The organism is Pseudomonas sp. XK-1 (assembly GCF_038069885.1).
GTDB lineage: Bacteria > Pseudomonadota > Gammaproteobacteria > Pseudomonadales > Pseudomonadaceae > Aquipseudomonas.
The window spans coordinates 785,123-807,487 of sequence record NZ_JBBPES010000001.1 but is presented as its reverse complement, the minus strand read 5'-3'; the positions used below and the strand labels follow the sequence as shown (position 1 = coordinate 807,487).

The following is a 22,365-nucleotide window of genomic DNA, read 5'->3' as shown; positions in this document are numbered from 1 at the left end:
AATCAGCCCAATGCTCCTGATACATTCCATCAATCAGCCTGACGACGCAGAAAGGCCGGGATGTCCAGGTAATCCAGGTCATCCTGCGCATTCAGCTTGGCCGCAGTGGCCGCGCCGCCATGGCTTTGACGCTGCACGGTTGGGCGCTCGTAGTCCTTGTAGTTGACGCTCTGCTCGCCACGAGCCTGAGCTGGGGCCTGCTGGGTATGGGCAGCGTTGCTGGTCGTCACCTGCACGGTGTTGTCGATCACCTTGACCGGCTTCTCGATACGCGCGCCCAGGCCGGTAGCGACCACGGTCACGTGCAGCTCATCGCGCATGTCCGGATCGATCACGGTGCCGACCTTGACGGTGGCGTGCTCGGAAGCGAACTGCTCGATGATGTTACCCACATCGGAGTACTCACCCAGAGACAGGTCAGGACCGGCGGTGATGTTGACCAGGATGCCGCGTGCGCCCTGCAGGTTGACGTCTTCCAGCAGCGGGTTGCGGATTGCTGCTTCGGTGGCTTCGCGAGCACGGTTCGGACCGCTGGCGCAGCCAGTGCCCATCATCGCCATGCCCATTTCGCTCATCACGGTTTTCACGTCGGCGAAGTCGACGTTGATCATGCCCGGACGCTTGATGATGTCGGAGATACCGCGCACGGCACCGGCCAGTACATCGTCCGCCTTGGCGAAAGCCGACAGCAGACTGGCGTCCTTACCGAGGATGGTCAGCAGTTTTTCGTTGGGGATGGTGATCAGCGAGTCGACGCTTTCCGACAGAGCGCGGATACCTTCTTCGGCGATCAGCATGCGCTTCTTGCCTTCGAACGGGAACGGACGGGTCACCACCGCAACGGTGAGAATGCCCATTTCCTTGGCCACCTGAGCGATTACCGGGGCTGCACCGGTACCGGTACCGCCACCCATGCCGGTGGTGATAAAGACCATATCGGTGCCTTGCAGCACTTCAGCGATACGCTCGCGATCTTCCATGGCCGCCTGACGGCCGACTTCCGGGTTGGCACCTGCGCCCAGGCCCTTGGTCACGCCAGTGCCCAGTTGCAGCACGGTGCGTGCGCCGATGTTTTTCAGTGCCTGCGCATCGGTGTTGGCGCAGATGAACTCAACGCCTTCGATGTTGTTTTTCGCCATGTGGTTGACTGCGTTACCGCCGCCGCCGCCCACGCCGATGACCTTGATGACTGCACTTTGTGGTGCGCTGTCTACGAGTTCAAACATTTTCCCTCTCCTTTACTTTCTAGTTGTAACGCCTACTGCAAAATCAGAAATTGCCCTGGACCCAGCGTTTCAGCCGTTCCAGCACAGGTTGTTTGGGTTCGTCGCTGTAACTGCCGATGGCCGACATGGAAATGCCATCGGTCTGTTTCTGCAGGCCATACATCAGGAGGCCCACACCAGTGGAATAAATCGGGTTGCGCACTACATCGGCCAGGCCCCTGACGCCCTGGGGCATACCCAGACGTACCGGCATATGGAAGATCTCTTCGGCCAGCTCGACCGCACCTTCCATCTTCGCCGTACCGCCGGTAAGGACGATGCCGGCCGGAATCAGATCTTCGTAACCGCTGCGACGCAGCTCGGCCTGGATCAGGGTGAACAGCTCGTCATAACGCGGCTCGACCACTTCGGCCAAAGACTGACGCGACAGGTCGCGCGGCGGCCGATCGCCGACGCTCGGCACCTTGATGGTTTCGCCGGCACCGGCCAGCTTGGCCAGGGCGCAGGCATAACGGATCTTGATTTCCTCGGCGTACTGGGTCGGCGTGCGCAGGGCCATGGCGATGTCGTTGGTGACCTGGTCACCGGCAATCGGGATCACCGCGGTGTGGCGAATCGCGCCTTCGGTGAAGATGCAGATGTCGGTGGTGCCGCCGCCGATATCCACCAGGCATACGCCCAGTTCCTTCTCGTCATCGGTCAGCACCGCATAGGCGGAGGCCAGCTGCTCGAGGATGATGTCGTCGACTTCCAGGCCGCAGCGACGCACGCATTTCTCGATGTTCTGCGCGGCATTTACGGCGCAGGTCACCACGTGCACCTTGGCTTCCAGACGCACGCCGGACATGCCCAAGGGTTCACGCACGCCTTCCTGGTTATCGATCACGTAATCCTGCGGCAGGGTGTGCAGCACCCGCTGATCAGCCGGGATGGCCACGGCCTGGGCGGCGTCGAGCACACGCTCCAGATCGGCCGGGCTGACTTCGCGGTCGCGGATGGCGACGATGCCGTGGCTGTTGAGGCTGCGGATATGGTTGCCGGCCACGCCGACGAAGGCCGAGTGGATACGGCAGCCGGCCATCAGCTGGGCCTCTTCGACGGCGCGCTGGATCGACTGCACGGTGGACTCGATATTCACCACCACGCCCTTCTTCAGGCCGCGGGACGGATGGGTGCCGATACCGACGATTTCCAGTTGGCCATCGGCATTCACCTCGCCCACCAGCGCCACCACCTTGGAGGTGCCGATATCCAGGCCCACTATCATCTTGCCGCTCTGCACATTTGCCATGAGTCTTGCCTTCTCCTGATTCACTGCACGACAGCGGTTTGCGCCGCCGTGGGCGCGACCGGCTCGTGCCACGCCACGGCCAGGCCGTTGGCATAGCGCAGATCGATCCGCGCGATATTCGCTTGCTGCTCTTTCAGCGTCTTGTCGTAAATGGCGCTGAAACGGCGCATTTTTTCCACCAGATGGTCACGCCCCAGCAGCAGTTCGATGCCCTGCCCGGTGGAGAGGAACCAGCTGCCGCGCTCGCGCAATTCCAGGCGCGTCACGGTAAAGCCCATGGGCCGCAGCATCTGGCTGAGCACCTGGTATTGCTGCATGACTTTCTGCTGTGCACGCTTGGGGCCGTACAGCTGCGGCAGGTTCTGGTAATGGGCCAGCTCGCTGGGCGCAAAGGCCTGGCCCTGGTTGTTGAGCAGCGCCTCGTCGCCCCAACGGGCAATCGGCAACTGTTCCTCCAGACGCACCAGCACCTGATCGGGCCAGATCCGCCGCACCTGGGCGCTGGCGATCCAGGGCATCTGCTCCAGCTCGCGGCGCATGCCGAGCAGGTCGACGCTGAAGAAGCTGGCCGAAACGAACGGCGCGATACGCTGCTGCACCGCCTCCTGGCTGATATAGCTGAGGTCGCCCTCAACGCTGATGCGGGCGATCGGCCGGTCGGCATAGGGCAGCAGGCGCAGCGACAGGTCGTACGCGCCATAGCCCAGGGCCAACAGCAACAGCGGCCAGCTGACGCGCTTGAGCCAGGCGAAGTTCGGCTTGGGTAGGCGCACCCGTAAACTGATCGGCTCCCGAGCCACCATACGGCTGGCACCACGCGGCACAGGCTTGCCGCGCAAAGGCGCGCGGGCAGATCCTGACGGGTGGCGCAAGCTGGCGACCATGATTTAACCCCTTGCCTCAAGGCTGTCGGCGAGAATCGCCAACACCAGTTGCTGGAAATCCAGACCAGCGGCCGCGGCGGCCATCGGCACCAGGCTGTGGTCGGTCATCCCCGGTACGGTGTTGACCTCCAGCAGCCAGAACTGGCCGGCGGCGTCCTGCATCACGTCGACCCGGGCCCAGCCCTGGGTGCCGACCGCTTCGCAGGCGCGGGCGCTGAGTTCTTTCAGCTCCTCTTCCTTGGCTGCATCCAGGCCGCAGGGAATGCGGTACTGAGTGTCATTGGCCAGGTACTTGGCGTCGTAGTCGTAGAAGCTGTGCGGGGTGCCCAGGGCAATCGGCGGCAGCACCTGGCCGCGCAGCAGCGCGATGGTGTACTCCGGACCGTGGATCCACTGCTCGACCAGCACTTGCGAGTCATAGCTGCTGGCGTCCTGCCAGGCGGCGATCAGCTCATCCAGGCTGGCGACCTTGGCCATGCCGATGCTCGAACCTTCATGGGCCGGCTTGACGATCAGCGGGAAGCCCAGCTCGCTCGCCGCGGCTTCGCAGTCGGTCACCGAGGCCAGCACGGCGTGACGCGGGGTCGGCAGGCCCAGGCTTTGCCACACCTGCTTGGTGCGCAGTTTGTCCATGGCCAGGGCCGAGGCGAGAATGCCGCTGCCGGTGTAAGGGATGCCGGCGCACTCGAGCAGACCCTGCATGCTGCCGTCTTCGCCGCCGCGGCCGTGCAGGACGATAAAGGCGCGATCGATCTTCTCGGCCAGCAGGCGCTGCAGGAAATCCTCGCCAACATCGATGCCAAAGGCATCCACTCCGGCGCTCTGCAGGGCTTTAAGCACGGCATTGCCGGACTTCAACGAGACTTCGCGTTCGGCACTCTTGCCGCCGAACAACACGCCAACACGACCGAAGGCCGTGACCGGGAGCTGGGATTTCACGCTATCTGTACTCATTTCGTCTTACCTGCAGCCGCCGCGAACAGCTTGCTTTGCAACAGTTGTGGAGCCAGGCCGCCGATATCGCCGGCACCCTGGCACAGGAGGATGTCGCCGGCGCGCAGCAGCGGTTTGATCAGCGGGGCCAGATCGACGCCGCGTTCGATATAGATGGGGTCCAGCTGACCGCGCTGGCGAATGCTGTGACACAGGTGCTTGCTGTCGGCACCCGGGATCGGCTCTTCGCCTGCCGGATAGACCTCCATCAGCAGCAGCACGTTGGTGTCGGCCAGGACCTGAACGAAGTCTTCGTAGAGGTCGCGGGTGCGGCTAAAGCGGTGCGGCTGGTAGACCATCACCAGACGGCGCTCCGGCCAGCCGCCGCGCACGGCCTTGATCACCGCCGCCACTTCGCGCGGGTGATGGCCGTAGTCGTCGACCAGCATCACGTTGCCACCATCCACCGGCAGCTCGCCGTAGACCTGGAAGCGTCGCCCAACACCCTGAAAACCGGACAACCCCTGAACGATGGCTTCATCGCTGATGCCTTCGTCGCTGGCAATCGCAATGGTGGCCAGGGCGTTCAAGACGTTGTGGTTACCCGGCATGTTGACCGATACATCCAGCGGCTCGCGGCCCGTACGCAGCACGGTAAAGAAGGTCTGCATGCCCTCTTGGCGTACGTTGATGGCGCGCACATCGGCCCCTTCATCGAAGCCGTAGGTGACGGTCGGCCGGGCGATCTGTGGAAGAATCTCGCGCACCACCGGATCGTCCACACAGACCACGGCCAGGCCGTAGAAAGGCAGGTTATGCAGGAACTCGACGAAGGTTTTCTTCAACTTGCTGAAGTCGCCCTCGTAGGTGCTCATGTGGTCCATGTCGATATTGGTGACCACCGAAACCATCGGTTGCAGATGCAGGAAGCTGGCATCGCTTTCGTCGGCTTCGGCAATCAGGTAACGGCTGGTGCCAAGCTGGGCATTGGTGCCGGCGGCATTCAGCCGGCCGCCAATCACGAAGGTCGGGTCCAGGCCGCCAGCGGCGAACACCGAAGCCAGCAGGCTGGTGGTGGTGGTCTTGCCGTGGGTGCCGGCGACCGCGATACCGTGGCGATAGCGCATCAGCTCGGCCAGCATCTCGGCCCGCGGCACCACCGGAATACGCCGCTCCAGGGCCGTGGCCACTTCCGGGTTGGCGGTATTGATGGCGCTGGACACCACCAGCACGTCGGCCTCCTCGACGTTTTCGGCGCGGTGGCCGATAAATATCTGCGCGCCAAAGCTTTCCAGGCGCGCGGTCACGGCCGAGGCCTTGAGGTCGGAACCGGAGACTTCGTAGCCGAGGTTGAGCAGTACCTCGGCGATGCCGCACATACCGGCACCACCGATACCGACGAAATGGATGCGGCGAATGCGGCGCATACGGCGGATTTCCGAACGAGCAGCGGCGGGAGACTTAGCCACGGGCCACCTCCAGGCAGATATCGACAACGGTGCGGGTTGCATCGGGCTTGGCCAGGCGACGCGCGGTGCTGGCCATTTCTTTTAATCGTTCGGGGTGCATCAAAACCTCGGTCAGCTGCGCGGCCAGCTTGGCGGCGTCAGTGGAGCCTTGCGGCAGAAGGACGGCGGCACCCTCCCTGGCCAGATAGCCGGCGTTATACGTCTGGTGATCGTCGATGGCATGGGGCAGCGGCACCAGGAACGACGGCAAACCCGCGGCGGCCAACTCGCTGACGGTCAAGGCACCGGCGCGGCACACCACCAGATCGGCCCAGGCATAAGCCCGCGCCATGTCCTTGATAAAGGGTACGACCTGCGCTTCGACGCCAACTGCGCCGTAGCGTTCAGCGGTAATTTCGGCGTGCTGCTTGCCAGCCTGATGAAACACTTCAGGGCGCAGCTCGCCAGCCACCCGCGCCAGGGCTTCGGGCAGCAGTTTATTCAGCGGCTCGGCACCCAGGCTGCCACCCAGCACCAGCAGACGCGGCTGGCGATTGCGCAACGAATCACGCGGGGTTTCCAGAAACAGCTCTTCGCGCACCGGGTTGCCGGTGGTGCGGCGCTTGTCGCTGGCAGCGAAGGTATCCGGGAAGGCCTCGCAAACGCGGCTGGCGAATGGCACCAGGCTGCGGTTGGCGGTGCCGGCCACGGCGTTCTGCTCATGGATGATCAGCGGCGCGCCACACATGCGCGCAGCCAGGCCGCCGGGGCCCGTGACATAGCCGCCCATGCCGAGCACGCACACAGGCTCAAGCTCGCGCATGATCTTGCGCGCCTGGAACAGCGCCCTGAGCAGCTGGAACGGTGCCTTGAGCAGGGACAGCTTGCCCTTGCCGCGCAGGCCGCTGACGCTGATCAGGTGCAGCGGCAGATCGGCCGCCGGCACCAGCTCGTTCTCGATACCGCGCGGGGTGCCCAGCCAATGCACGCTGTAGCCGCGGGCCTTGAACTCCTTGGCGCAGGCCAGGGCCGGGAACACGTGGCCGCCGGTGCCGCCGGCCATGATCAAGACATTACCGCGCATGGCGAACCTCCCCGGCGGCCTGGTCTTCGACAAAATCGGACTCGGTGAAATCGGCGTCTTCGCTGCCCAGCTGGGTACGCCGTTCCCACTCGATGCGCAGCAGCATGGCCAGGCTGATGCAGCAGATCACCAGGGAGCTGCCGCCATAGCTGAGGAACGGCAGGGTCAGGCCCTTGGTCGGCAGCAGACCGACATTCACGCCGATATTGATCAGCACCTGGCCGATCCACAGAAAGGACAGGCCGTAGGCCACATAGGCGGCGAAGAACTGCTTGGCCTTCTCCGCCCACAGGCCGATATACAGCGCGCGTACGCTGACGAAGACAAACAGGCCGACGGTAATCAGCGCGCCGACCATGCCCAGCTCCTCGGCCAGCACAGCAAACACGAAGTCGGTATGGGCTTCCGGCAGGTAGAACTGCTTCTGGATGCTGTTGCCTAGGCCGACGCCGAACCACTCGCCACGGCCGAAGGCGATCAACGCCTGGCTCAGCTGGTAGCCGGCACCGTACTGGTCGGCCCAGGGGTCGATAAAGTTGGTCAGGCGCTGCATGCGGTAGGACTGGCTGGTCATCACCAATATCCCCGCCGCCAGCACGCCGGCCGCCAGGGGAATAAAGCGCAGCAGGTTGACCCCGCCGAGAAACAGCATGGCAATCGACGCGCCGACCAGAACCACGGTGGCCCCGAAGTCCGGCTCGGCCAGCAGCAACCCGGCGATGGGCCCGAGTACTGCCAGCGGCTTGAGAAAACCGATCAGCTTCTCGCGCACTTCAGCCTGGCGGCGCACCAGATAACCAGCGAGGAACAGCACGGTAAACAGCTTGGCCAGCTCGGAGGGCTGCAGGTTGATGATGCCCAGACCGATCCAGCGCTTGGCCCCGTTGACTTCACGGCCGATGCCCGGCACCAGCACCAGCACCAGCAACACCACTGCCACCAGCAGCAGCCTGCCGCTGTAGCGCTGCCACATGGCCATTGGCACCAACAGGGTGACCAGGGCCGCACCGAGGCCGAGGCCCAGGTAAATCAGGTGGCGGATCATGTGATAGAAGGGATTGCCAGACTGCGCCGCCGCCACTTCGGAGGACGCCGAGGCGATCATCACCAGGCCCAGGCCGAGCAGCGCCAGGCAACCCACCAGCAGCGGGAAGTCCAGGTCGATACCGCGACGGGTATGCAGCGGCGAGGGCGCGGCGAGCAGGTGCGCGAGCATCAGTGCAACCCCTCCACGGCCTGGGCGAACAGACGTCCGCGCTCCTCGAAATTCTTGAACATGTCCAGGCTGGCGCAGGCCGGCGACAGCAGCACGGCATCGCCCGCCTCGGCCAACTCTGCGGCGCGCTGTACGGCCTCTTCCAGGGTCTTGACCCGAATCAGCGGCGCGGCATCGCCCAGTGCGGTAGCCAGCAGCTCGGCATCACGGCCGAGCAGAATCACCGCGCGACAGAACTGGCCGACCGGCTTTTTCAACGCGGAGAAATCGGCACCCTTGCCATCGCCACCGGCGATCAGCACCAGCTTGCCGCCGATATCCGCGCCCAGACCTTCGATGGCAGCCAGGGCGGCACCTACGTTGGTGGCCTTGGAGTCGTCGTAGTAGCTCACTGCATTGCGCTCGCCCACCCACTGGCAGCGATGCGCCAGGCCGGCGAAGCTACGCAGGGTCTGCAACATGGCCTCGAACGGCAGGCCCACGGCGTGACCCAGGGCCAAGGCCGCGAGGGCGTTGGACTGATTATGCGCACCACGAATCTTCAATTCGCGTACCGGCAGCAGCGCATCGAACTGATAGGCCAGATACTTCTCGCCGTTCTCCTCAAGCAGACCGAAGCGCTTGAAGTCCGGCTTGCCCAGACCGAAGGTCCAGCACGGCAGCTGATCGGCTACCAGCGGACGCGACAGCGCGTCGTCGCGATTGACCACCACCTGGCGCGCGCCACGGAAGATACGGTGCTTGGCCAGATGATAGGCGGCCAGCGAAGCGTAGCGATCCATATGGTCTTCGCTGATATTCAGGCAGGTCGCCACCTCGGCGTTGAGCTGGTCGGTGGTTTCCAGCTGGAAGCTCGACAGCTCCAGCACATACAGCTCGACTGCATCATCAAGCAGATCCAGTGCCGGGGTGCCGAGGTTGCCACCGACTGCGACCCTTTTGCCCGCCGCCGCGGCCATCTCGCCGACCAGGGTGGTCACCGTGCTCTTGGCGTTGGAGCCGGTGATGGCAATGATCGGGGCCTTGGCATAACGGGCGAACAGATCGATATCGCCGGACAGCTTGACTCCACGCGCGGCGGCAGCCTGCAGCGCTGGCGTGGCGATGGCCAGGCCCGGGCTGACCAGCAGCTCACTGGCGCGGCAGAGGAACTCCACATCCAGCTCGCCACAACGCACTTCAACCTGCGGAAACTGTTCGCGCAAGGTGGCGAGCTCCGGCGGATTGGCACGGGTGTCGACCACGGCAAAGGGCAAGCCCTGGCGCGCGAGGAAGCGCACCAGGGACATGCCGCTCTTGCCGAGGCCGACAACGATGCGGAAGTGGTCAGAAGCGATCAGGCTCATTGTTTCCTCAACGCAGTTTCAAGGTGGCAAGGCCGATCAGCACCAGAATCACGGTGATGATCCAGAAGCGCACAATGACGCGCGGCTCGGGCCAGCCTTTGAGTTCGAAATGGTGATGAATCGGTGCCATGCGGAACACCCGCTTGCCGGTCAGCTTGAAGCTGGCGACCTGGATGATCACCGACAGGGTTTCCATCACGAACACCCCGCCCATGATGAACAGCACCACTTCCTGACGGACGATCACCGCGATGGTGCCCAGGGCCGCGCCCAGCGCCAGCGCGCCGACGTCGCCCATAAACACCTGGGCCGGGTAGGTGTTGAACCAGAGAAACCCCAGGCCCGCACCAACCAGCGCGGCGCAGAAAATGATCAGCTCGCCGGCCCCCGGCACATAGGGAATCAGCAGGTATTCAGAGAAATTCACGTTGCCCGACAGGTAGCAGAAGATCCCCAACGCGCCGCCAACCATGACGGTGGGCAGAATGGCCAGGCCGTCGAGGCCGTCGGTGAGGTTTACCGCATTGCTCGAACCGACGATCACGAAGTAGGTCAGCACCACGAAGCCCAGACCCAGCTCGACGCTGAAGTCCTTGAGTATTGGCAGGATCAGGGTGGTTTCCACCGGGCTCTGTGCGGTCATAAAAAGGAACAGCGCCGCGCCGAGACCAAACACCGATTGCCAGAAGTACTTCCAGCGACTCGGCAGGCCCTTGGAGTTCTTCTCGATCACCTTGCGGTAGTCGTCGACCCAGCCCACGGCCCCGAACAGCAGGGTCACGGCCAGCACCACCCAGACGTAGCGATTGCTCAGGTCCGCCCAGAGCAGGGTGCTGACGGTAATCGCGGAGAGGATCAGCGCGCCGCCCATGGTCGGCGTGCCCTTTTTCGACAGGTGCGACTGCGGGCCGTCGTTGCGCACCGACTGGCCGATCTGGCGGATCTGCAGGGTGCGGATCATCCAGGGCCCCAGCCACAACGACAGCGCCAGCGCGGTGAGCACACCGAGAATGCCGCGCAGGGTCAGGTACTGAAAGACCGCGAAGCCTTTGTGGAACTGTTGCAGGTATTCGGCCAGCAGCAGCAGCATTAGTGACTCTCCCCGGATGTGCCACAGAGCGCCGCCACGACATTTTCCATCGCGGCACTGCGTGAACCTTTGATTAGAAGGGTGGTGTCGCCCGACTCGCCGGCAAGGGCGGCGATCAGACTGGCCTGGTCGGCGAAGTGCCGGCCCTGGGCCCCGAATTCGGCAACGGCATGGGCCATAAGCGGGCCCACTGCATAGAGTGCGGAGACCTTGCCGGCGGCATAACGGCCCACTTCCCGGTGGCCCTGTTCGGCCCAGTCACCCAGCTCGCCCATATCGCCGAGGACCAGCACGGTGCGCCCGGAAAAACCGGCGAGGATATCCACCGCGGCGCAGATCGACGCGGGGTTGGCGTTGTAGCTGTCGTCGATCACCCGCATGCCGTTGGGTGCGAGTTGCGCCACCGCGCGGCCCTTGACCGGCTGCAGGTTTTCCAGACCGGTCTTGATATCCACCAGCGGCACGCTCAGGGCCGCGGCAGCCGCAGCAGCAGCCAGGGCGTTGGCCACATTGTGTTCGCCGAGCAGATTGAGCTGAACCACCGCCTGGCCCTGACGGCAATGCAGGGTAAAGGCCGAGCAGCCGCGGGCATCGCGCTGCAGATCGCTGGCGTGAAAATCCGCCGCCGACTTGTGCAGGGAAAAACTGCTAACGGCACGCCCCTTGGCGCGCTGCTGCCAGGTGGCAAAGGCCGGATCGTCCAGGTTGAGCACGGCCACACCGCTGTCGCTCAGGCCTTCGAGAATCTCGCCCTTGGCCTGGACGATCTTCTCCGGGCCGCCGAACTCGCCGACATGGGCACTGCCGGCATTGGTGATAATGACCACCTGAGGCTGGGTCAGGCCGACGGTGTAGGCGATCTCGCCGACATGGTTAGCGCCCAGCTCGATCACCGCCGCGACATGCTCGGCAGCCAGTTCCAGCAGGGTCAGAGGCACCCCAAGTTCATTGTTGAGATTGCCACGGGTGGCCAACACCGGCCCGCGCTGGCCAACCCGCAGGATGCTGGCGAGCATTTCCTTGACCGTGGTCTTGCCACTGGAACCGGTAATCGCCACCACCGGGCCACCGAAGGCGCGACGCTTGAGTGCGCCCAGCTGGCCCAGGGCCAGGCGGGTATCGCCCACCAGCAGTTGCGGCAAGGGCGAGCCGGCGACTTCGCGCTCGACCAGTGCAGCCACCGCACCCTTGGCGGCGACCTCGGCCAGGTAATCATGACCGTCGAAGCGCGGCCCGCTCAGGGCGACAAACAACTGCCCGGGGCGAATCGCCCGGCTGTCACTGCTGACGGCATCGAAAGCACAATCGCGGCCGATCAGGCGCGCACTCAGGGCCGCGGCCACTTCGCTCAAACGCAGAGCCTTAAGCATGGGCCACCTCCCAAACGGCCAGGGCCTTGCCGGCTTCGATCAGATCGGAGAACGGCTGACGCTCGCCGTTAATTTCCTGGTAGTCCTCATGCCCCTTGCCGGCCAGCACCAGCACGTCGTCGGCACTGGCAGCCGCGACCAGCTGGGCGATGGCCTGGCCACGACCATGAACAAACTGCACCGCCTCGGGGTTAGCAAAGCCGGCACGAATATCGTTGAAGATCTGCTCGGGAGCCTCGCTGCGCGGGTTGTCGTCGGTCACCAGCACGCCATCGGCCAGGCGCTCGACCACGGCAGCCATCAGCGGACGCTTGCCACGGTCACGGTCGCCGCCGCAGCCGAACAGGCACAGCAGGCGGCCTTTGACATGCGGGCGAAGGGCTTCGAGGACCTTCTCCAGGGCATCCGGGGTGTGGGCATAATCGACCACCAATAATGGCTGCTTGACCCCACCCAAACGCTGCATGCGACCAACCGGTCCCTGCAACTGCGGCAGCAGCTTGAGAATTTCGTCCAGCGCGTAATCCATGCCGAGCAGCGCACCGACCACCGCCAGCAGGTTGCTCAGGTTGAAACGACCGAGTAGGGAGCTGCGCAGGTGGCCTTCGCCGCGCGGGGTGACCAGGGTGGCGCGCACGCCCTGCTCATCGAAACGAATATCGCGGCAATACAGGTAGGCCGCAGGATTTTCCAGGCTGTAGCCGATCAGGCGCGAGGGATGCTCGGCCTCTGCCAGCTCGCGGCCAAAGGCATCATCCAGGTTGAGCACCCGGCAGCGCAGCCCCGACCAGGCGAACAGGGCAGCCTTGGCCTCGCCATAGGCGTCCATCGAACCGTGATAATCCAGATGGTCGCGGGACAGGTTGGTAAACACCGCCACATCGAAGGCCAGGGCCGCGACCCGGCCCTGGTGCAGACCATGGGAAGACACTTCCATGGCCACGGCGCGCGCGCCGGCATTCTTCATATCGGCCAGGGTCGCCTGCACCCCGATCGGGTCCGGAGTGGTGTGGCGACCCAGAGCCAGGGCGTTATAGAAGCCGTTACCTAGGGTGCCAACGATGCCGCAACGCTCGCCGAGCAGATCCAGGGCCTGGGCCAACAACTGGCTGACACTGGTTTTGCCGTTGGTGCCGGTGATACCGATCAGATGCAGACCACGGCTCGGCTCACCATAAAAGCGCCCGGCGATGGCCGACAGCTGCCCCGCCAGGCCCTTGAGCGCCACCAGCTCGGCGCTATGGGCGGTCATCGGCAACGCGCCCTCGGCCTCATAGGCCACCGCGGCGGCCCCACGGGCGATGGCGTCGGCGATATGCACGCGGCCATCCTGCTGGGTGCCGGGCACGGCAAGAAACAGATCGCCCGGACGCACCTTGCGGCTGTCCAGGGTCAATTCGCGGATCAGCGCCGAACTGGCGGCTTCCGGCAACAACTGATTGAGGGGCATGGGCATCAGATACGCCCTCCTTTAAGGGGATCAACGGCCGCGGTTTCAACTTTTGCCGGCTCGGCTGGCGGCAGGTTATCCGGGGCGACGTTCATCAGACGCAGCGCACCGGCCATGACCTTGCCAAACACCGGGGCAGAGACCAGGCCACCGTAATAACCACCCTGACTTGGCTCATCGATCACAATGGCCACCGCAATACGCGGGTCACTGACCGGACCAAAACCGGCAAAGAGCGAGCGATACGCATTGTCTCGGTAGCCACGACTACCCACTGAAACCTTGCGCGCAGTGCCACTCTTGCCAGCGACGTGGTAGCCCGGCACCTTGGCGCGATAAACGCCACCCGGCGCTTCAATGACCTGCTGCAACATGCCCTGGATGACCACCGCAATGTCTTCAGGAATCACCTGAACGGAGTCCGGCTTACGGTCAATACGCGCCAGTGAAAGATTTGTGCTGCGGCCATTATTGGCGAGTACCGAATAGGCATGGGCAAGCTGTACAGCGGTGACTGACAAGCCATAGCCATACGACAACGTAGCCGTTTCGGCCTTGCGCCATTCGCGGTAGTTCGGCAGGTTGCCAACGCGCTCACCTGGGAAACCGAGCCCGGTATCCTGACCCAGGCCAACCTGCTGCATGACTTCGTAAATCGACTGGCCACCGATATCAAATGCAATTTTACTCATGCCGACGTTGCTCGACTTGATCAAAATATCGGTGAGGCTAAGCGGGCCACTGCTGCGCGACACGTCGCGAATGGTGTACTTACCGATCTGCAAGGTGCCCGGGTAGACATCGACCGTGTCCGACGACTTCCAACGGCCACTTTCCAGCGCGGCGCTCATGGAGAACGGCTTCATGGTCGAGCCGGGCTCGAACACATCAATCATCGCCCTGTTACGCATCGCTGCGGGCTGCAAATTACGGCGATTATTCGGGTTGTAGGTCGGCTGATTGACCATTGCCAGGACTTCACCGGTGCGCACATCAACCATGACCAGGCTACCGGCCTTAGCGCCAAACTCGAGCAGCGCATTACGCAGTTCACGGTGCGCGAGGTATTGCAGGCGCAGGTCAATCGACAATGCCAAGGCCTTACCGGCCTTGGCATTCTGTGCCACCTGGACGTCTTTGATCAGCCGGCCGCGCCTGTCCTTGAGCACTTGCCGCTTGCCGGGAACACCGGCCAGCCAATCATCAAAAGCCAACTCCATCCCTTCACGGCCGCGGTCATCAATATCGGTAAACCCCACCACATGAGCGGCGACCTCGCCTGCCGGGTAGAAACGACGAAACTCTTCAATGCCATATACGCCCGGCACTTTCATATCGAGAATGCGCCGACCCTGCTCAGGCGTCAGCCCGCGCACCAGGTACATAAATTCGCGCTCGGCATTGGCCTGCAAACGCGCACTGAAAGCCTTGGTCTCCTGACCCAGAGCTGCCGCCAGGATCGGCCACTGGGCCTTGCCATTCTGCAGCTCCTTGCCGTTGGCCCACAGGGTGGTCACCGGGGTGCTGACGGCCAGGGGCTCGCCATTGCGGTCGGTGATCAGGCCGCGGTGCGCCGGAATCGGTATATGGCGCACGCTGCGAGCATCGCCATGGGCCTGCAGGAAGCTCTGGTCGAACACCTGCAGATCGACGATGCGCCAGGCAATGGCACCCACCATCAAGGCCAGCACCAGCAGTACCAGGCGGAAGCGCCAAGGGTAGAGAGCGCCTTCGAGCCTGATCATGGGGCCACCATGCGCACTTCGGCGGCATCCGGGATGCGCATGCCGAGGCGTTCGGAGGCCAGGGCCTCGATCCGATTGTGGGCAGTCCAGGTGCTCTGTTCGAGGATCAACCGCCCCCACTCCGCCTGCGCCTTGTCGCGCACGCTGAGTTCGGCATACAGGTCGTTGAGCAGCTGGCGATTCCAGTGGGCGCTGTAGGACACCGCCACGGCCGAAACCAGTACGCAGAGGAACAGCACCAGCATCAGCAGACTGCCGCCGGGCAATGGCTTGGCGAAGATCGCGCTCATCGCATTTTCTCCGCAACGCGCATAACGGCACTGCGCGAACGCGGATTGGCTTTCTGCTCGGCTTCCGAGGCGAACTGCGCCTTGCCGATCAGTTTCAGACGTGGCTCGAAGGCCTTCGGAATGATCGGCAGGTCGCGCGGCAACTTGTCCTGTTCGCCCTTGGCATGCTTGCGCATAAAGAGTTTGACGATGCGATCTTCCAGGGAATGAAAGCTGATCACCACCAGCCGCCCACCCACTTCGAGGGCTTCCAGGGCGGCATCCAGGCCGACTTCAAGGTCGCCGAGCTCGTTATTGACAAAGATGCGCAGGCCCTGGAAGGCACGGGTGGCCGGATTCTTGCCTTTTTCCCAGGCCGGATTGGCCACGGTCAGTACCTGGGCCAGGTCAGCGGTACGCTCGAACGGCTGCTCGGCGCGGCGCAGCACCACCGCACGGGCCATGCGTTTGGCGAAGCGCTCTTCACCGTATTCCTTGAAGACCCGAGCAATTTCCTCTTCGGTCGCGCTGGCAATAAACTGCGCGGCACTGACACCCGCATCCGGGTTCATGCGCATATCCAGCGGGCCATCGTTCATGAAGCTGAAGCCGCGTTCGGCATCATCGAGCTGCGGCGAGGACACGCCGAGGTCGAGCAGGATGCCGCTGACCTTGCCGGCCAGGCCGCGGACAGCAACCTCTTCACCGAGTTCCGCAAAACTGCGCTGCACAACGACAAAGCGGCCGTCTTCGGCCGCCAGCGCATTCCCCGTCGCAATCGCCAGGGGATCCTTGTCGAACCCCAGCAGGCGGCCGTCAGGGCCCAGCCTCTCGAGAATCAGCCGACTGTGCCCGCCGCGGCCGAAGGTGCCATCCAGGTAGCAGCCGTCCGCACGCACAGCCAGCCCCTCGACCGCCTCGTCGAGTAGCACTGTTATATGGCGAAAGCTGCTGGACATAGTCACAGGATCAGGTCCCGTAGTTCGTCGGACAGAGCACCCGGTTGCTTGATGGCGGCCAGATCGGCATCCGCCACGGCATTCCAGGCATCCTCATCCCACAATTGAAATTTATTGAGCTGACCCACCAGCATTGCGCGCTTATCCAGCTTGGCGTACTCGCGCAGCCGCGGCGGCACCAGGAAACGACCACTGGCATCCAGCTCCAGGTCAACCGCATTACCGATCAGCAGACGCTGCAAACGACGATTCTCCTCGCGAAAGGACGCCAGCTCACGCAGTTTGGCTTCGATCAGTTCCCACTCGGCCAGGGGGTAGACACACAGACAGGGGTCGATGGCATCGATGGTGACGATAAGCTGGCCGGCACAACGCGAGACGAGCTCATCCCGATACCGACTTGGCATCGCGAGGCGCCCTTTGGCGTCGAGACTGATGGCGTTAGCTCCGCGAAACACGACCGCGCTTCCCCTTTAATTAGCTGTCCATGCCCAAAAAAACCCACTTCATGCCACTTCTTGCCACTCGCGCACACTATAGGAACGCACGCCCCCCACCGTCAAGGCGCGCCCAGCGGGAAAAACCCTTATAGAACGGAGATTTAGCGAAACAAAGAGAGAAAGAAACAGCAGAGGGTCAGACAATCGACACACTAAAACGAGCCCGCGCAGGAAGCTGCACTTCAAACTTAAAGTGATTTGTTAAGAGTAAGATTTTTTCGGTCTTAGAAAGCGGGGAATGAAAGTGAAGCGGATCAATGGAGAAAGGTGGAGAGTCGATCTGTAAGCCGGGTTCTGTCGAGGACAGTCATTCCTCTACGACGTACATCACTGCACGCCTTTAGCAACCTACCCGGTTCCAGCGCGGGCCACGCCAATGGAACCCTATTTGGTCTTGCTCCGAGTGGGGTTTGCCTAGCCACGAACTGTTACCAGTCGTGCGGTGCGCTCTTACCGCACCTTTTCACCCTTACCGGCACCGAAGCGCTTAGGCGGTTATTTTCTGTGGCACTTTCCGTAGGCTCACGCCTCCCAGGCGTTACCTGGCACTCCGCCCTATGGAGCCCGGACTTTCCTCCCCCGCATTACGCAGAACGCAACACGGCAGCGACTGTCCGATCGACTCTCCGCCGCCAAGGTTACCGACACCAGCCCGATAGAACAAGGCTCAAGCGCCTTTCTGCCGCTCCAGCGCAGCCTGATAGAGCAAGTTCTTGCGCACTCCGGTGATCTCCGCCGCCAACGCCGCGGCGCGCTTGAGCGGCATTTCCTCCAGCAAAAGATCGAGCACCCGCAGCGCTTCGCCGCTCACCGCCTCATCACCCTCAGGAGCCTGCCAGCCGGCGACCAGCACCACGCATTCGCCGCGCTGCTGATTGCTATCGGCCGCCACCCAGGCCGCCAGCTCCGCCAGCGGCAGCCCCTTGAGGGTCTCGAAGGTCTTGGTGATCTCCCGCGCCAGCAATGCCGGGCGCTCATCGCCGAACACCGTCTGCATATCCTGCAGGCATTCGAGAATACGGTGAGGGGCTTCGTAGAAGATCAGGGTGCGCGGCTCTTCCTTTACCTGCTCCAGGCGTGCGCGCCGACCGGCAGTCTTGGCCGGCAGAAAGCCCTCGAAGATAAAACGGTCAGAGGGCAAGCCGGCCGCCGACAAGGCCGCGATCAATGCGCAGGCCCCTGGCACCGGCACAACCGCCACGCCCGCCGCACGCGCCTGACGCACCAGGTGATAACCCGGATCGGAGATCAGCGGAGTGCCGGCGTCGGAAATCAACGCCACATCCTCCCCCGCCTGCAGACGCGCGAGAAAGCGCCCGCCTTGATCACGCTCGTTGTGCTCATGACAGGCCGCCAGGGGCGTCGCGATACCGAAGTGCTGCATCAGCCGCGCCGAATGGCGGGTGTCCTCGGCCGCGATCAGGGCGACGCTACGCAGAATGGTCAGCGCCCGGGCACTGATGTCGTCCAGGTTACCGATGGGCGTGGCCACCACATAAAGCGTGCCGCAGATGGGATTCGGAGCAGCGGATGGGGTCACAACACAGGCCTCGTCAATCAGCAAAGCGCGCATTGTAGCCCGTTTCCAACCTTCGACATCGCGTCACCCGGCGGGCTTGGGTACAATTCACCGCTCATTTGATCAAGTATCAGGAACGCCCTACATGCCCACCAGCCTGATCGCCCGCCTGCGCCCACTCTCCATCTTCTGCCTCGCCGCCCTCCTCGCCGCCTGCGCCAGCTCCCCCACGTCCAACCTGGGCGAACTGCCACGCACCCCGCAAGCCAGCATCGAGCAACTGCTGCAACAGGCCGGCGACAGCACCTCCGAACAGGCCGAACTGCTGCGCCTGTCCGCCGCCGACCTGGCCTACCGGCAGAAAAACATTGCCCGCGCGGCCAGCATCCTCGAGAAGGTCCAGCTGGAAAGTCTGAAACCGGCCCAGCAGATCTATGCCAGCACCCTGCGTGCCGAACTGGAGATGGCCCGCGAGCAGCCCAAGGCAGCCCTGCGCGCCCTGAGCCACCCGAGCATGGAGCGCCTCGGCGAACTACCGGTTGAACAGCAAGTACGCAGCCAGCTGGTCCGCGCCAGCGCCCTGCAGGCCAGCGGACAGACCCTGGCCGCAGCCCGCGAACGCGCCTTTATCGCCCCCCTGCTCAGCGGTGAAGCCGCCGCACGCAACCATCAGGAAATCTGGACCCTGGTCTCCAGCCTGCCTCTGGAGCAGCTGCAGGCCAGCGGCGACGCCGACCTCAATGGCTGGGTAGACCTGGCCCGCGCCACCAAGAGCGCCGGCACCCTGGAACAGCAGCAGCAAGCCATCGACAACTGGCTGCTGCAGAACCCCGGCCACCCCGCCGCCCAGCAACTACCCGAGACCCTGGTCGAACTGAAGAAGCTTTCCAGCCAACCGCTGAGCGAAATAGCCCTGCTGCTGCCCCAGGATGGCCAACTGGCCAATGTCGCCCGGGCGCTGCGCGACGGTTTTCTCGCCGCTCATTACCAGGCCCAGCAGGCCGGGCAGAACCCGCCCAACATTCAGATTTTCGACAGCTCGCGCATCGGCTCCCTGGATGAGTTCTACCGCCAGGCCCAGGCCTCCGGCGTGCAACTGGTCGTGGGGCCGCTGGAAAAACCGCTGGTCACCCAGCTCAGCGCCCGCGAGCAACTGCCCATCACCACCCTGGCCTTGAACTACAGCGAAACCGCCCAGGAAGGCCCCGCTCAGCTCTTCCAGTTCGGTCTGGCCGCAGAAGATGAAGCCCGCGAAGTGGCACGCCGCGCCTGGGCCGACGGCCACCGCCGGGCAGTGGCACTGGTGCCAAGCGGCGACTGGGGCGACCGCGTACTCGACGCCTTTCGCCAGAGCTGGCAGGCGCAAGGCGGCACCCTGATCGCCGCCGAACATGTCGACCAGCCGGTAGAACTGGCCAAGCAGATCGCCGAGCTGTTCCAGCTGCGCGAGAGCGAAGCCCGCGGCAAACGCCTGCAGAGCACCCTGGGCGACGCCGTTGCCGCAGCCCCGTCGCGCCGCCGCGATATCGACTTTATCTTCCTCGCCGCTACCCCGCAGCAGGCCCAGCAGATCAAACCGACCCTGGCCTTCCAGTACGCCGGCGACGTGCCCGTGTACGCCACCTCGCACCTGTTCACCGGCAGCCACAGCCAGGCCCAGTACCTCGACCTGAACGGCATCATGTTCTGCGAAACGCCCTGGCTGCTGAACGTCAACGACCCATTGCGCCAGCAGGCCAGCAGCCAGTGGCCCCAGGCCGGCGGCAGCCTTGGCCGGCTGTATGCCATGGGGGCCGACGCCTATCAGCTGGCCCCGCGCCTGACCCAGCTCAAGGCCCTGCCCGAGACCCGCCTGGACGGCCTGTCCGGCAGCCTCAGCCTGAACCCGGCGCAACGCATCGAACGCCAGCTGCCCTGGGCCGAATTCCGCGACGGCCAGGTCCAGCGCCTGCCCGACAGCGCCCTTTGACCGAGCGCAACAACCCACAACAAAGTGGCCAGGCGGCTGAGGCTCTGGCGCGCCAGTTCCTCGAACAGCGCGGCCTGCGCCTGCTGGCACAGAACTGGCGCTGCCGCCTCGGCGAGCTCGATCTGGTCATGCTCGACAGCGATACAGTAGTATTCGTGGAAGTTCGCTATCGGCGCTATAGCGCCTGGGGTGGCGCAGCTGAAAGCGTCGATGCACGCAAACGTGAGAAACTCAGCCGCGCCGCCCAGCACTTTCTGCAGCAGGAGTCACGCTGGGCCAAGCACCCATGCCGCTTTGATGTGATTGCCATAACTGCCGACAGCCCAGCCCCCGCGCCACTGAACTGGATTCAAAACGCCTTTGATACCTAAGCAGACGCCCCACTGAAGGTTATATCTCCATGGATATGCAAGCCCGTATTCGCCACCTGTTCCAAGCCAGCATCGACACCAAGCAGCAGGCCATGGAAGTGCTCATCCCCCTTATCGAACAAGGCAGCCTGGCCATGGTTCAGGCCCTGCTCAGCGAGGGCAAGATCCTTACCTGCGGCAATGGCGGCTCTGCTGGCGACGCCCAGCACTTCTCCTCCGAGCTGCTCAACCGCTTCGAGCGCGAGCGCCCGAGCCTGCCGGCCATCGCCCTGACTACCGACAGTTCGACCATCACCTCGATTGCCAATGACTACAGCTACAACGAGATCTTCTCCAAGCAGATCCGCGCCCTTGGTCAACCGGGCGACGTACTGCTGGCGATCTCCACCAGCGGCAATTCGGCCAACGTGATCCAGGCCATCCAGGCTGCCCACGACCGCGAAATGACCGTGGTCGCCCTCACCGGCCGCGACGGCGGCGGCATGGCCTCACTGCTGCTACCGGAAGACGTGGAAATCCGCGTTCCTTCGAAAGTCACCGCACGCATCCAGGAAGTCCACCTGCTGGCCATCCACTGCCTGTGCGACCTGATCGACAGCCAACTGTTTGGGAGTGAAGAATGACCCGTTCACCACTGATCCTCGCCACCCTGGCACTGACCCTTGCCCTGGCCGGCTGTGGCAACCGTAGCGTCGGCAACAAGATCGACGACCAGTTTATCGCCCCGGAGGTCAGCTCCAACGTCGCCCGCGCCCATATCGACCTGACCAGCCCCACATCGCGCATCGTGGTCACCAGCTATAACGGCGTGGTTCTGCTCGCTGGCCAGACTCCGCGCAGCGACCTGAAAGCCATGGCAGAACAGGCGGCACGCAAGGTCAACAACGTCAGCAAGGTGCACAACGAGCTGCAGGTGCAACAACCCACCTCGCTGCTGGTACGCAGCAACGACTCGCTGCTGACCACCCGGATCAAGGCCCAGATGCTCGCTGACGCCACGGTCCCGGGCTCGCGCATCAAGGTGATTACCGAGAACGGCATCGTCTACATGCTCGGGCTGGTCTCGCGCGCCGAGGCAGCCCAGGCCACCAACCTGGTGCAGAGCGTGTCCGGGGTGCAGAAGATCGTGCGGCTGTTCCAGTACACCAACTGAGTTCACCACGCCCATAAAAAAGGCGACCCGAGGGTCGCCTTTTTTTGTGAGTCATGTCCTGACAACCCCCTCGGCCGCCGCTACACAAGCCCAGAAATGGCTCCCTGCCATTTCTTCTTACTTGACCACCTTCAGACTGGGTCGACCACTTGGTCGCGGCGGCTCGCCATCCGGCGGGCTCCCATCATCGGGCTCTTCCAGCTCGCCCTCCTCGGCCAACGACGCTTCCACCTCGAAGACCATGCCCTGGCCATTCTCCCGGGCATAGATCGCCAGCACCGCCGCGGAAGGGATATACAGGCTCTGAGGCACGCCACCGAAGCGACCCTCGAAGCTCACTGCATCGTTATCCATATGCAGATGGCGCACGGCACTGGGCGAGACATTCAGCACGATCTGCCCATCACTGGCAAAACCCGCAGGCACCTGCACCCCGGCAAACTCGGCATTGACCAGCAAGTGCGGGGTGCAGTCGTTATCAACAATCCACTCGTACAGAGCACGAACCAGATAGGGACGACTCGACTTCATCACTACCTCCT

21 protein-coding genes and 1 other RNA gene are annotated in these 22,365 nt (G+C 63.6%); 4 read left to right on the top strand and 18 right to left on the bottom strand.

Annotation, left to right across the window (positions count from 1 at the left end):
- Nucleotides 1–29 precede the first annotated feature (29 nt).
- From ftsZ to rsmI, 17 genes are all read right to left on the bottom strand, one after another.
- On the bottom strand, nt 30–1,226 hold the full coding sequence (gene ftsZ, locus WMW70_RS03600) for a cell division protein FtsZ (protein ID WP_341436121.1): 1,197 nt from the start codon (nt 1,224–1,226) through the stop codon (nt 30–32).
- 43 nt (nt 1,227–1,269) lie between these two features.
- A complete protein-coding gene (gene ftsA / locus WMW70_RS03595; RefSeq protein ID WP_325509571.1) occupies nt 1,270–2,517 on the bottom strand; it encodes a cell division protein FtsA in 1,248 nt (415 codons plus the stop codon).
- A gap of 20 nt (nt 2,518–2,537) precedes the next feature.
- Entirely contained in the window at nt 2,538–3,404 is an 867-nt protein-coding gene (locus WMW70_RS03590) for a cell division protein FtsQ/DivIB (protein ID WP_445942105.1), read from the bottom strand.
- Nucleotides 3,405–4,355: a D-alanine--D-alanine ligase gene (locus WMW70_RS03585; protein WP_341436119.1), complete on the bottom strand. Its 951-nt coding sequence runs from the start codon at nt 4,353–4,355 to the stop codon at nt 3,405–3,407. It lies immediately after the preceding gene.
- Nucleotides 4,352–5,761, bottom strand: a complete 1,410-nt coding sequence (gene murC, locus WMW70_RS03580; protein ID WP_341436547.1) for a UDP-N-acetylmuramate--L-alanine ligase — start codon at nt 5,759–5,761, stop codon at nt 4,352–4,354. The genes WMW70_RS03585 and murC overlap by 4 nt, the downstream gene beginning before the upstream one ends.
- Nucleotides 5,762–5,795: 34 nt before the next feature.
- Nucleotides 5,796–6,866, bottom strand: coding sequence for an undecaprenyldiphospho-muramoylpentapeptide beta-N-acetylglucosaminyltransferase (murG, locus tag WMW70_RS03575; protein WP_341436118.1), 1,071 nt, complete (start codon nt 6,864–6,866; stop codon nt 5,796–5,798).
- Nucleotides 6,856–8,082, bottom strand: a complete 1,227-nt coding sequence (gene ftsW, locus WMW70_RS03570; protein ID WP_341436117.1) for a putative lipid II flippase FtsW — start codon at nt 8,080–8,082, stop codon at nt 6,856–6,858. The genes murG and ftsW overlap by 11 nt, the downstream gene beginning before the upstream one ends.
- Complete coding sequence (murD, locus tag WMW70_RS03565; RefSeq protein ID WP_341436116.1) at nt 8,082–9,428, bottom strand: UDP-N-acetylmuramoyl-L-alanine--D-glutamate ligase; 1,347 nt, start codon at nt 9,426–9,428, stop codon at nt 8,082–8,084. The genes ftsW and murD overlap by 1 nt, the downstream gene beginning before the upstream one ends.
- 7 nt (nt 9,429–9,435) lie before the next feature.
- Complete coding sequence (gene mraY, locus WMW70_RS03560) at nt 9,436–10,518, bottom strand: phospho-N-acetylmuramoyl-pentapeptide-transferase (protein WP_341436115.1); 1,083 nt, start codon at nt 10,516–10,518, stop codon at nt 9,436–9,438.
- A complete protein-coding gene (locus tag WMW70_RS03555; protein WP_341436114.1) occupies nt 10,518–11,888 on the bottom strand; it encodes a UDP-N-acetylmuramoyl-tripeptide--D-alanyl-D-alanine ligase in 1,371 nt (456 codons plus the stop codon). Before WMW70_RS03555 ends, mraY begins: the two co-directional genes overlap by 1 nt.
- Entirely contained in the window at nt 11,881–13,344 is a 1,464-nt protein-coding gene (locus WMW70_RS03550) for a UDP-N-acetylmuramoyl-L-alanyl-D-glutamate--2,6-diaminopimelate ligase (RefSeq protein ID WP_341436113.1), read from the bottom strand. Before WMW70_RS03550 ends, WMW70_RS03555 begins: the two co-directional genes overlap by 8 nt.
- Nucleotides 13,344–15,083: a peptidoglycan D,D-transpeptidase FtsI family protein gene (locus WMW70_RS03545; protein ID WP_445942093.1), complete on the bottom strand. Its 1,740-nt coding sequence runs from the start codon at nt 15,081–15,083 to the stop codon at nt 13,344–13,346. Before WMW70_RS03545 ends, WMW70_RS03550 begins: the two co-directional genes overlap by 1 nt.
- The gene (gene ftsL / locus WMW70_RS03540; protein WP_341436112.1) at nt 15,080–15,373 is read right to left on the bottom strand and encodes a cell division protein FtsL; all 294 of its coding nucleotides are present in this window, start codon (nt 15,371–15,373) and stop codon (nt 15,080–15,082) included. Before ftsL ends, WMW70_RS03545 begins: the two co-directional genes overlap by 4 nt.
- Complete coding sequence (gene rsmH / locus WMW70_RS03535) at nt 15,370–16,311, bottom strand: 16S rRNA (cytosine(1402)-N(4))-methyltransferase RsmH (RefSeq protein WP_341436545.1); 942 nt, start codon at nt 16,309–16,311, stop codon at nt 15,370–15,372. The genes ftsL and rsmH overlap by 4 nt, the downstream gene beginning before the upstream one ends.
- Before the next feature lie 2 nt (nt 16,312–16,313).
- Nucleotides 16,314–16,769: a division/cell wall cluster transcriptional repressor MraZ gene (gene mraZ, locus WMW70_RS03530; RefSeq protein ID WP_296129843.1), complete on the bottom strand. Its 456-nt coding sequence runs from the start codon at nt 16,767–16,769 to the stop codon at nt 16,314–16,316.
- 309 nt (nt 16,770–17,078) lie between these two features.
- Nucleotides 17,079–17,437: RNase P RNA component class A (gene rnpB, locus WMW70_RS03525), an RNA gene on the bottom strand.
- Between the two features lie 41 nt (nt 17,438–17,478).
- Nucleotides 17,479–18,384: a 16S rRNA (cytidine(1402)-2'-O)-methyltransferase gene (gene rsmI / locus WMW70_RS03520; RefSeq protein WP_341436111.1), complete on the bottom strand. Its 906-nt coding sequence runs from the start codon at nt 18,382–18,384 to the stop codon at nt 17,479–17,481.
- Between the two features lie 103 nt (nt 18,385–18,487).
- On the opposite strand from rsmI, the gene WMW70_RS03515 reads away from it, so the two are divergent.
- The 4 genes from WMW70_RS03515 to WMW70_RS03500 are packed head-to-tail and all read left to right on the top strand — an operon-like array spanning nt 18,488 to nt 21,823.
- Complete coding sequence (locus WMW70_RS03515) at nt 18,488–20,299, top strand: penicillin-binding protein activator (RefSeq protein ID WP_341436544.1); 1,812 nt, start codon at nt 18,488–18,490, stop codon at nt 20,297–20,299.
- Nucleotides 20,296–20,670, top strand: coding sequence for a YraN family protein (locus WMW70_RS03510; protein WP_341436110.1), 375 nt, complete (start codon nt 20,296–20,298; stop codon nt 20,668–20,670). Before WMW70_RS03515 ends, WMW70_RS03510 begins: the two co-directional genes overlap by 4 nt.
- A 29-nt stretch (nt 20,671–20,699) precedes the next feature.
- Complete coding sequence (locus WMW70_RS03505; protein ID WP_341436109.1) at nt 20,700–21,293, top strand: phosphoheptose isomerase; 594 nt, start codon at nt 20,700–20,702, stop codon at nt 21,291–21,293.
- Nucleotides 21,290–21,823: a BON domain-containing protein gene (locus WMW70_RS03500; protein WP_341436108.1), complete on the top strand. Its 534-nt coding sequence runs from the start codon at nt 21,290–21,292 to the stop codon at nt 21,821–21,823. Before WMW70_RS03505 ends, WMW70_RS03500 begins: the two co-directional genes overlap by 4 nt.
- A gap of 117 nt (nt 21,824–21,940) precedes the next feature.
- On the opposite strand, the gene WMW70_RS03495 is transcribed toward WMW70_RS03500, so the two are convergent.
- A complete protein-coding gene (locus tag WMW70_RS03495) occupies nt 21,941–22,354 on the bottom strand; it encodes a ClpXP protease specificity-enhancing factor (RefSeq protein WP_341436107.1) in 414 nt (137 codons plus the stop codon).
- Nucleotides 22,355–22,365 lie beyond the last annotated feature (11 nt).

Excerpts from the sequence above, each read along its gene's own strand:
- murD (WP_341436116.1), bottom strand. The coding sequence starts at position 9,428 with ATGAGCCTGATCGCTTCTGACCACTTCCGCATCGTTGTCGGCCTCGGC.
- WMW70_RS03505 (WP_341436109.1), top strand. The coding sequence starts at position 20,700 with ATGGATATGCAAGCCCGTATTCGCCACCTGTTCCAAGCCAGCATCGAC.
- mraY (WP_341436115.1), bottom strand. The coding sequence starts at position 10,518 with ATGCTGCTGCTGCTGGCCGAATACCTGCAACAGTTCCACAAAGGCTTC.
- rsmH (WP_341436545.1), bottom strand. The coding sequence starts at position 16,311 with ATGTCCAGCAGCTTTCGCCATATAACAGTGCTACTCGACGAGGCGGTC.
- murG (WP_341436118.1), bottom strand. The coding sequence starts at position 6,866 with ATGCGCGGTAATGTCTTGATCATGGCCGGCGGCACCGGCGGCCACGTG.
- WMW70_RS03585 (WP_341436119.1), bottom strand. The coding sequence starts at position 4,355 with ATGAGTACAGATAGCGTGAAATCCCAGCTCCCGGTCACGGCCTTCGGT.
- ftsZ (WP_341436121.1), bottom strand. The coding sequence starts at position 1,226 with ATGTTTGAACTCGTAGACAGCGCACCACAAAGTGCAGTCATCAAGGTC.
- rsmI (WP_341436111.1), bottom strand. The coding sequence starts at position 18,384 with ATGCGCGCTTTGCTGATTGACGAGGCCTGTGTTGTGACCCCATCCGCT.
- WMW70_RS03495 (WP_341436107.1), bottom strand. The coding sequence starts at position 22,354 with ATGAAGTCGAGTCGTCCCTATCTGGTTCGTGCTCTGTACGAGTGGATT.
- ftsL (WP_341436112.1), bottom strand. The coding sequence starts at position 15,373 with ATGAGCGCGATCTTCGCCAAGCCATTGCCCGGCGGCAGTCTGCTGATG.
- ftsA (WP_325509571.1), bottom strand. The coding sequence starts at position 2,517 with ATGGCAAATGTGCAGAGCGGCAAGATGATAGTGGGCCTGGATATCGGC.
- WMW70_RS03550 (WP_341436113.1), bottom strand. The coding sequence starts at position 13,344 with ATGCCCATGCCCCTCAATCAGTTGTTGCCGGAAGCCGCCAGTTCGGCG.
- WMW70_RS03545 (WP_445942093.1), bottom strand. The coding sequence starts at position 15,083 with ATGATCAGGCTCGAAGGCGCTCTCTACCCTTGGCGCTTCCGCCTGGTA.
- ftsW (WP_341436117.1), bottom strand. The coding sequence starts at position 8,082 with ATGCTCGCGCACCTGCTCGCCGCGCCCTCGCCGCTGCATACCCGTCGC.
- murC (WP_341436547.1), bottom strand. The coding sequence starts at position 5,761 with ATGCGCCGCATTCGCCGCATCCATTTCGTCGGTATCGGTGGTGCCGGT.
- WMW70_RS03500 (WP_341436108.1), top strand. The coding sequence starts at position 21,290 with ATGACCCGTTCACCACTGATCCTCGCCACCCTGGCACTGACCCTTGCC.
- WMW70_RS03555 (WP_341436114.1), bottom strand. The coding sequence starts at position 11,888 with ATGCTTAAGGCTCTGCGTTTGAGCGAAGTGGCCGCGGCCCTGAGTGCG.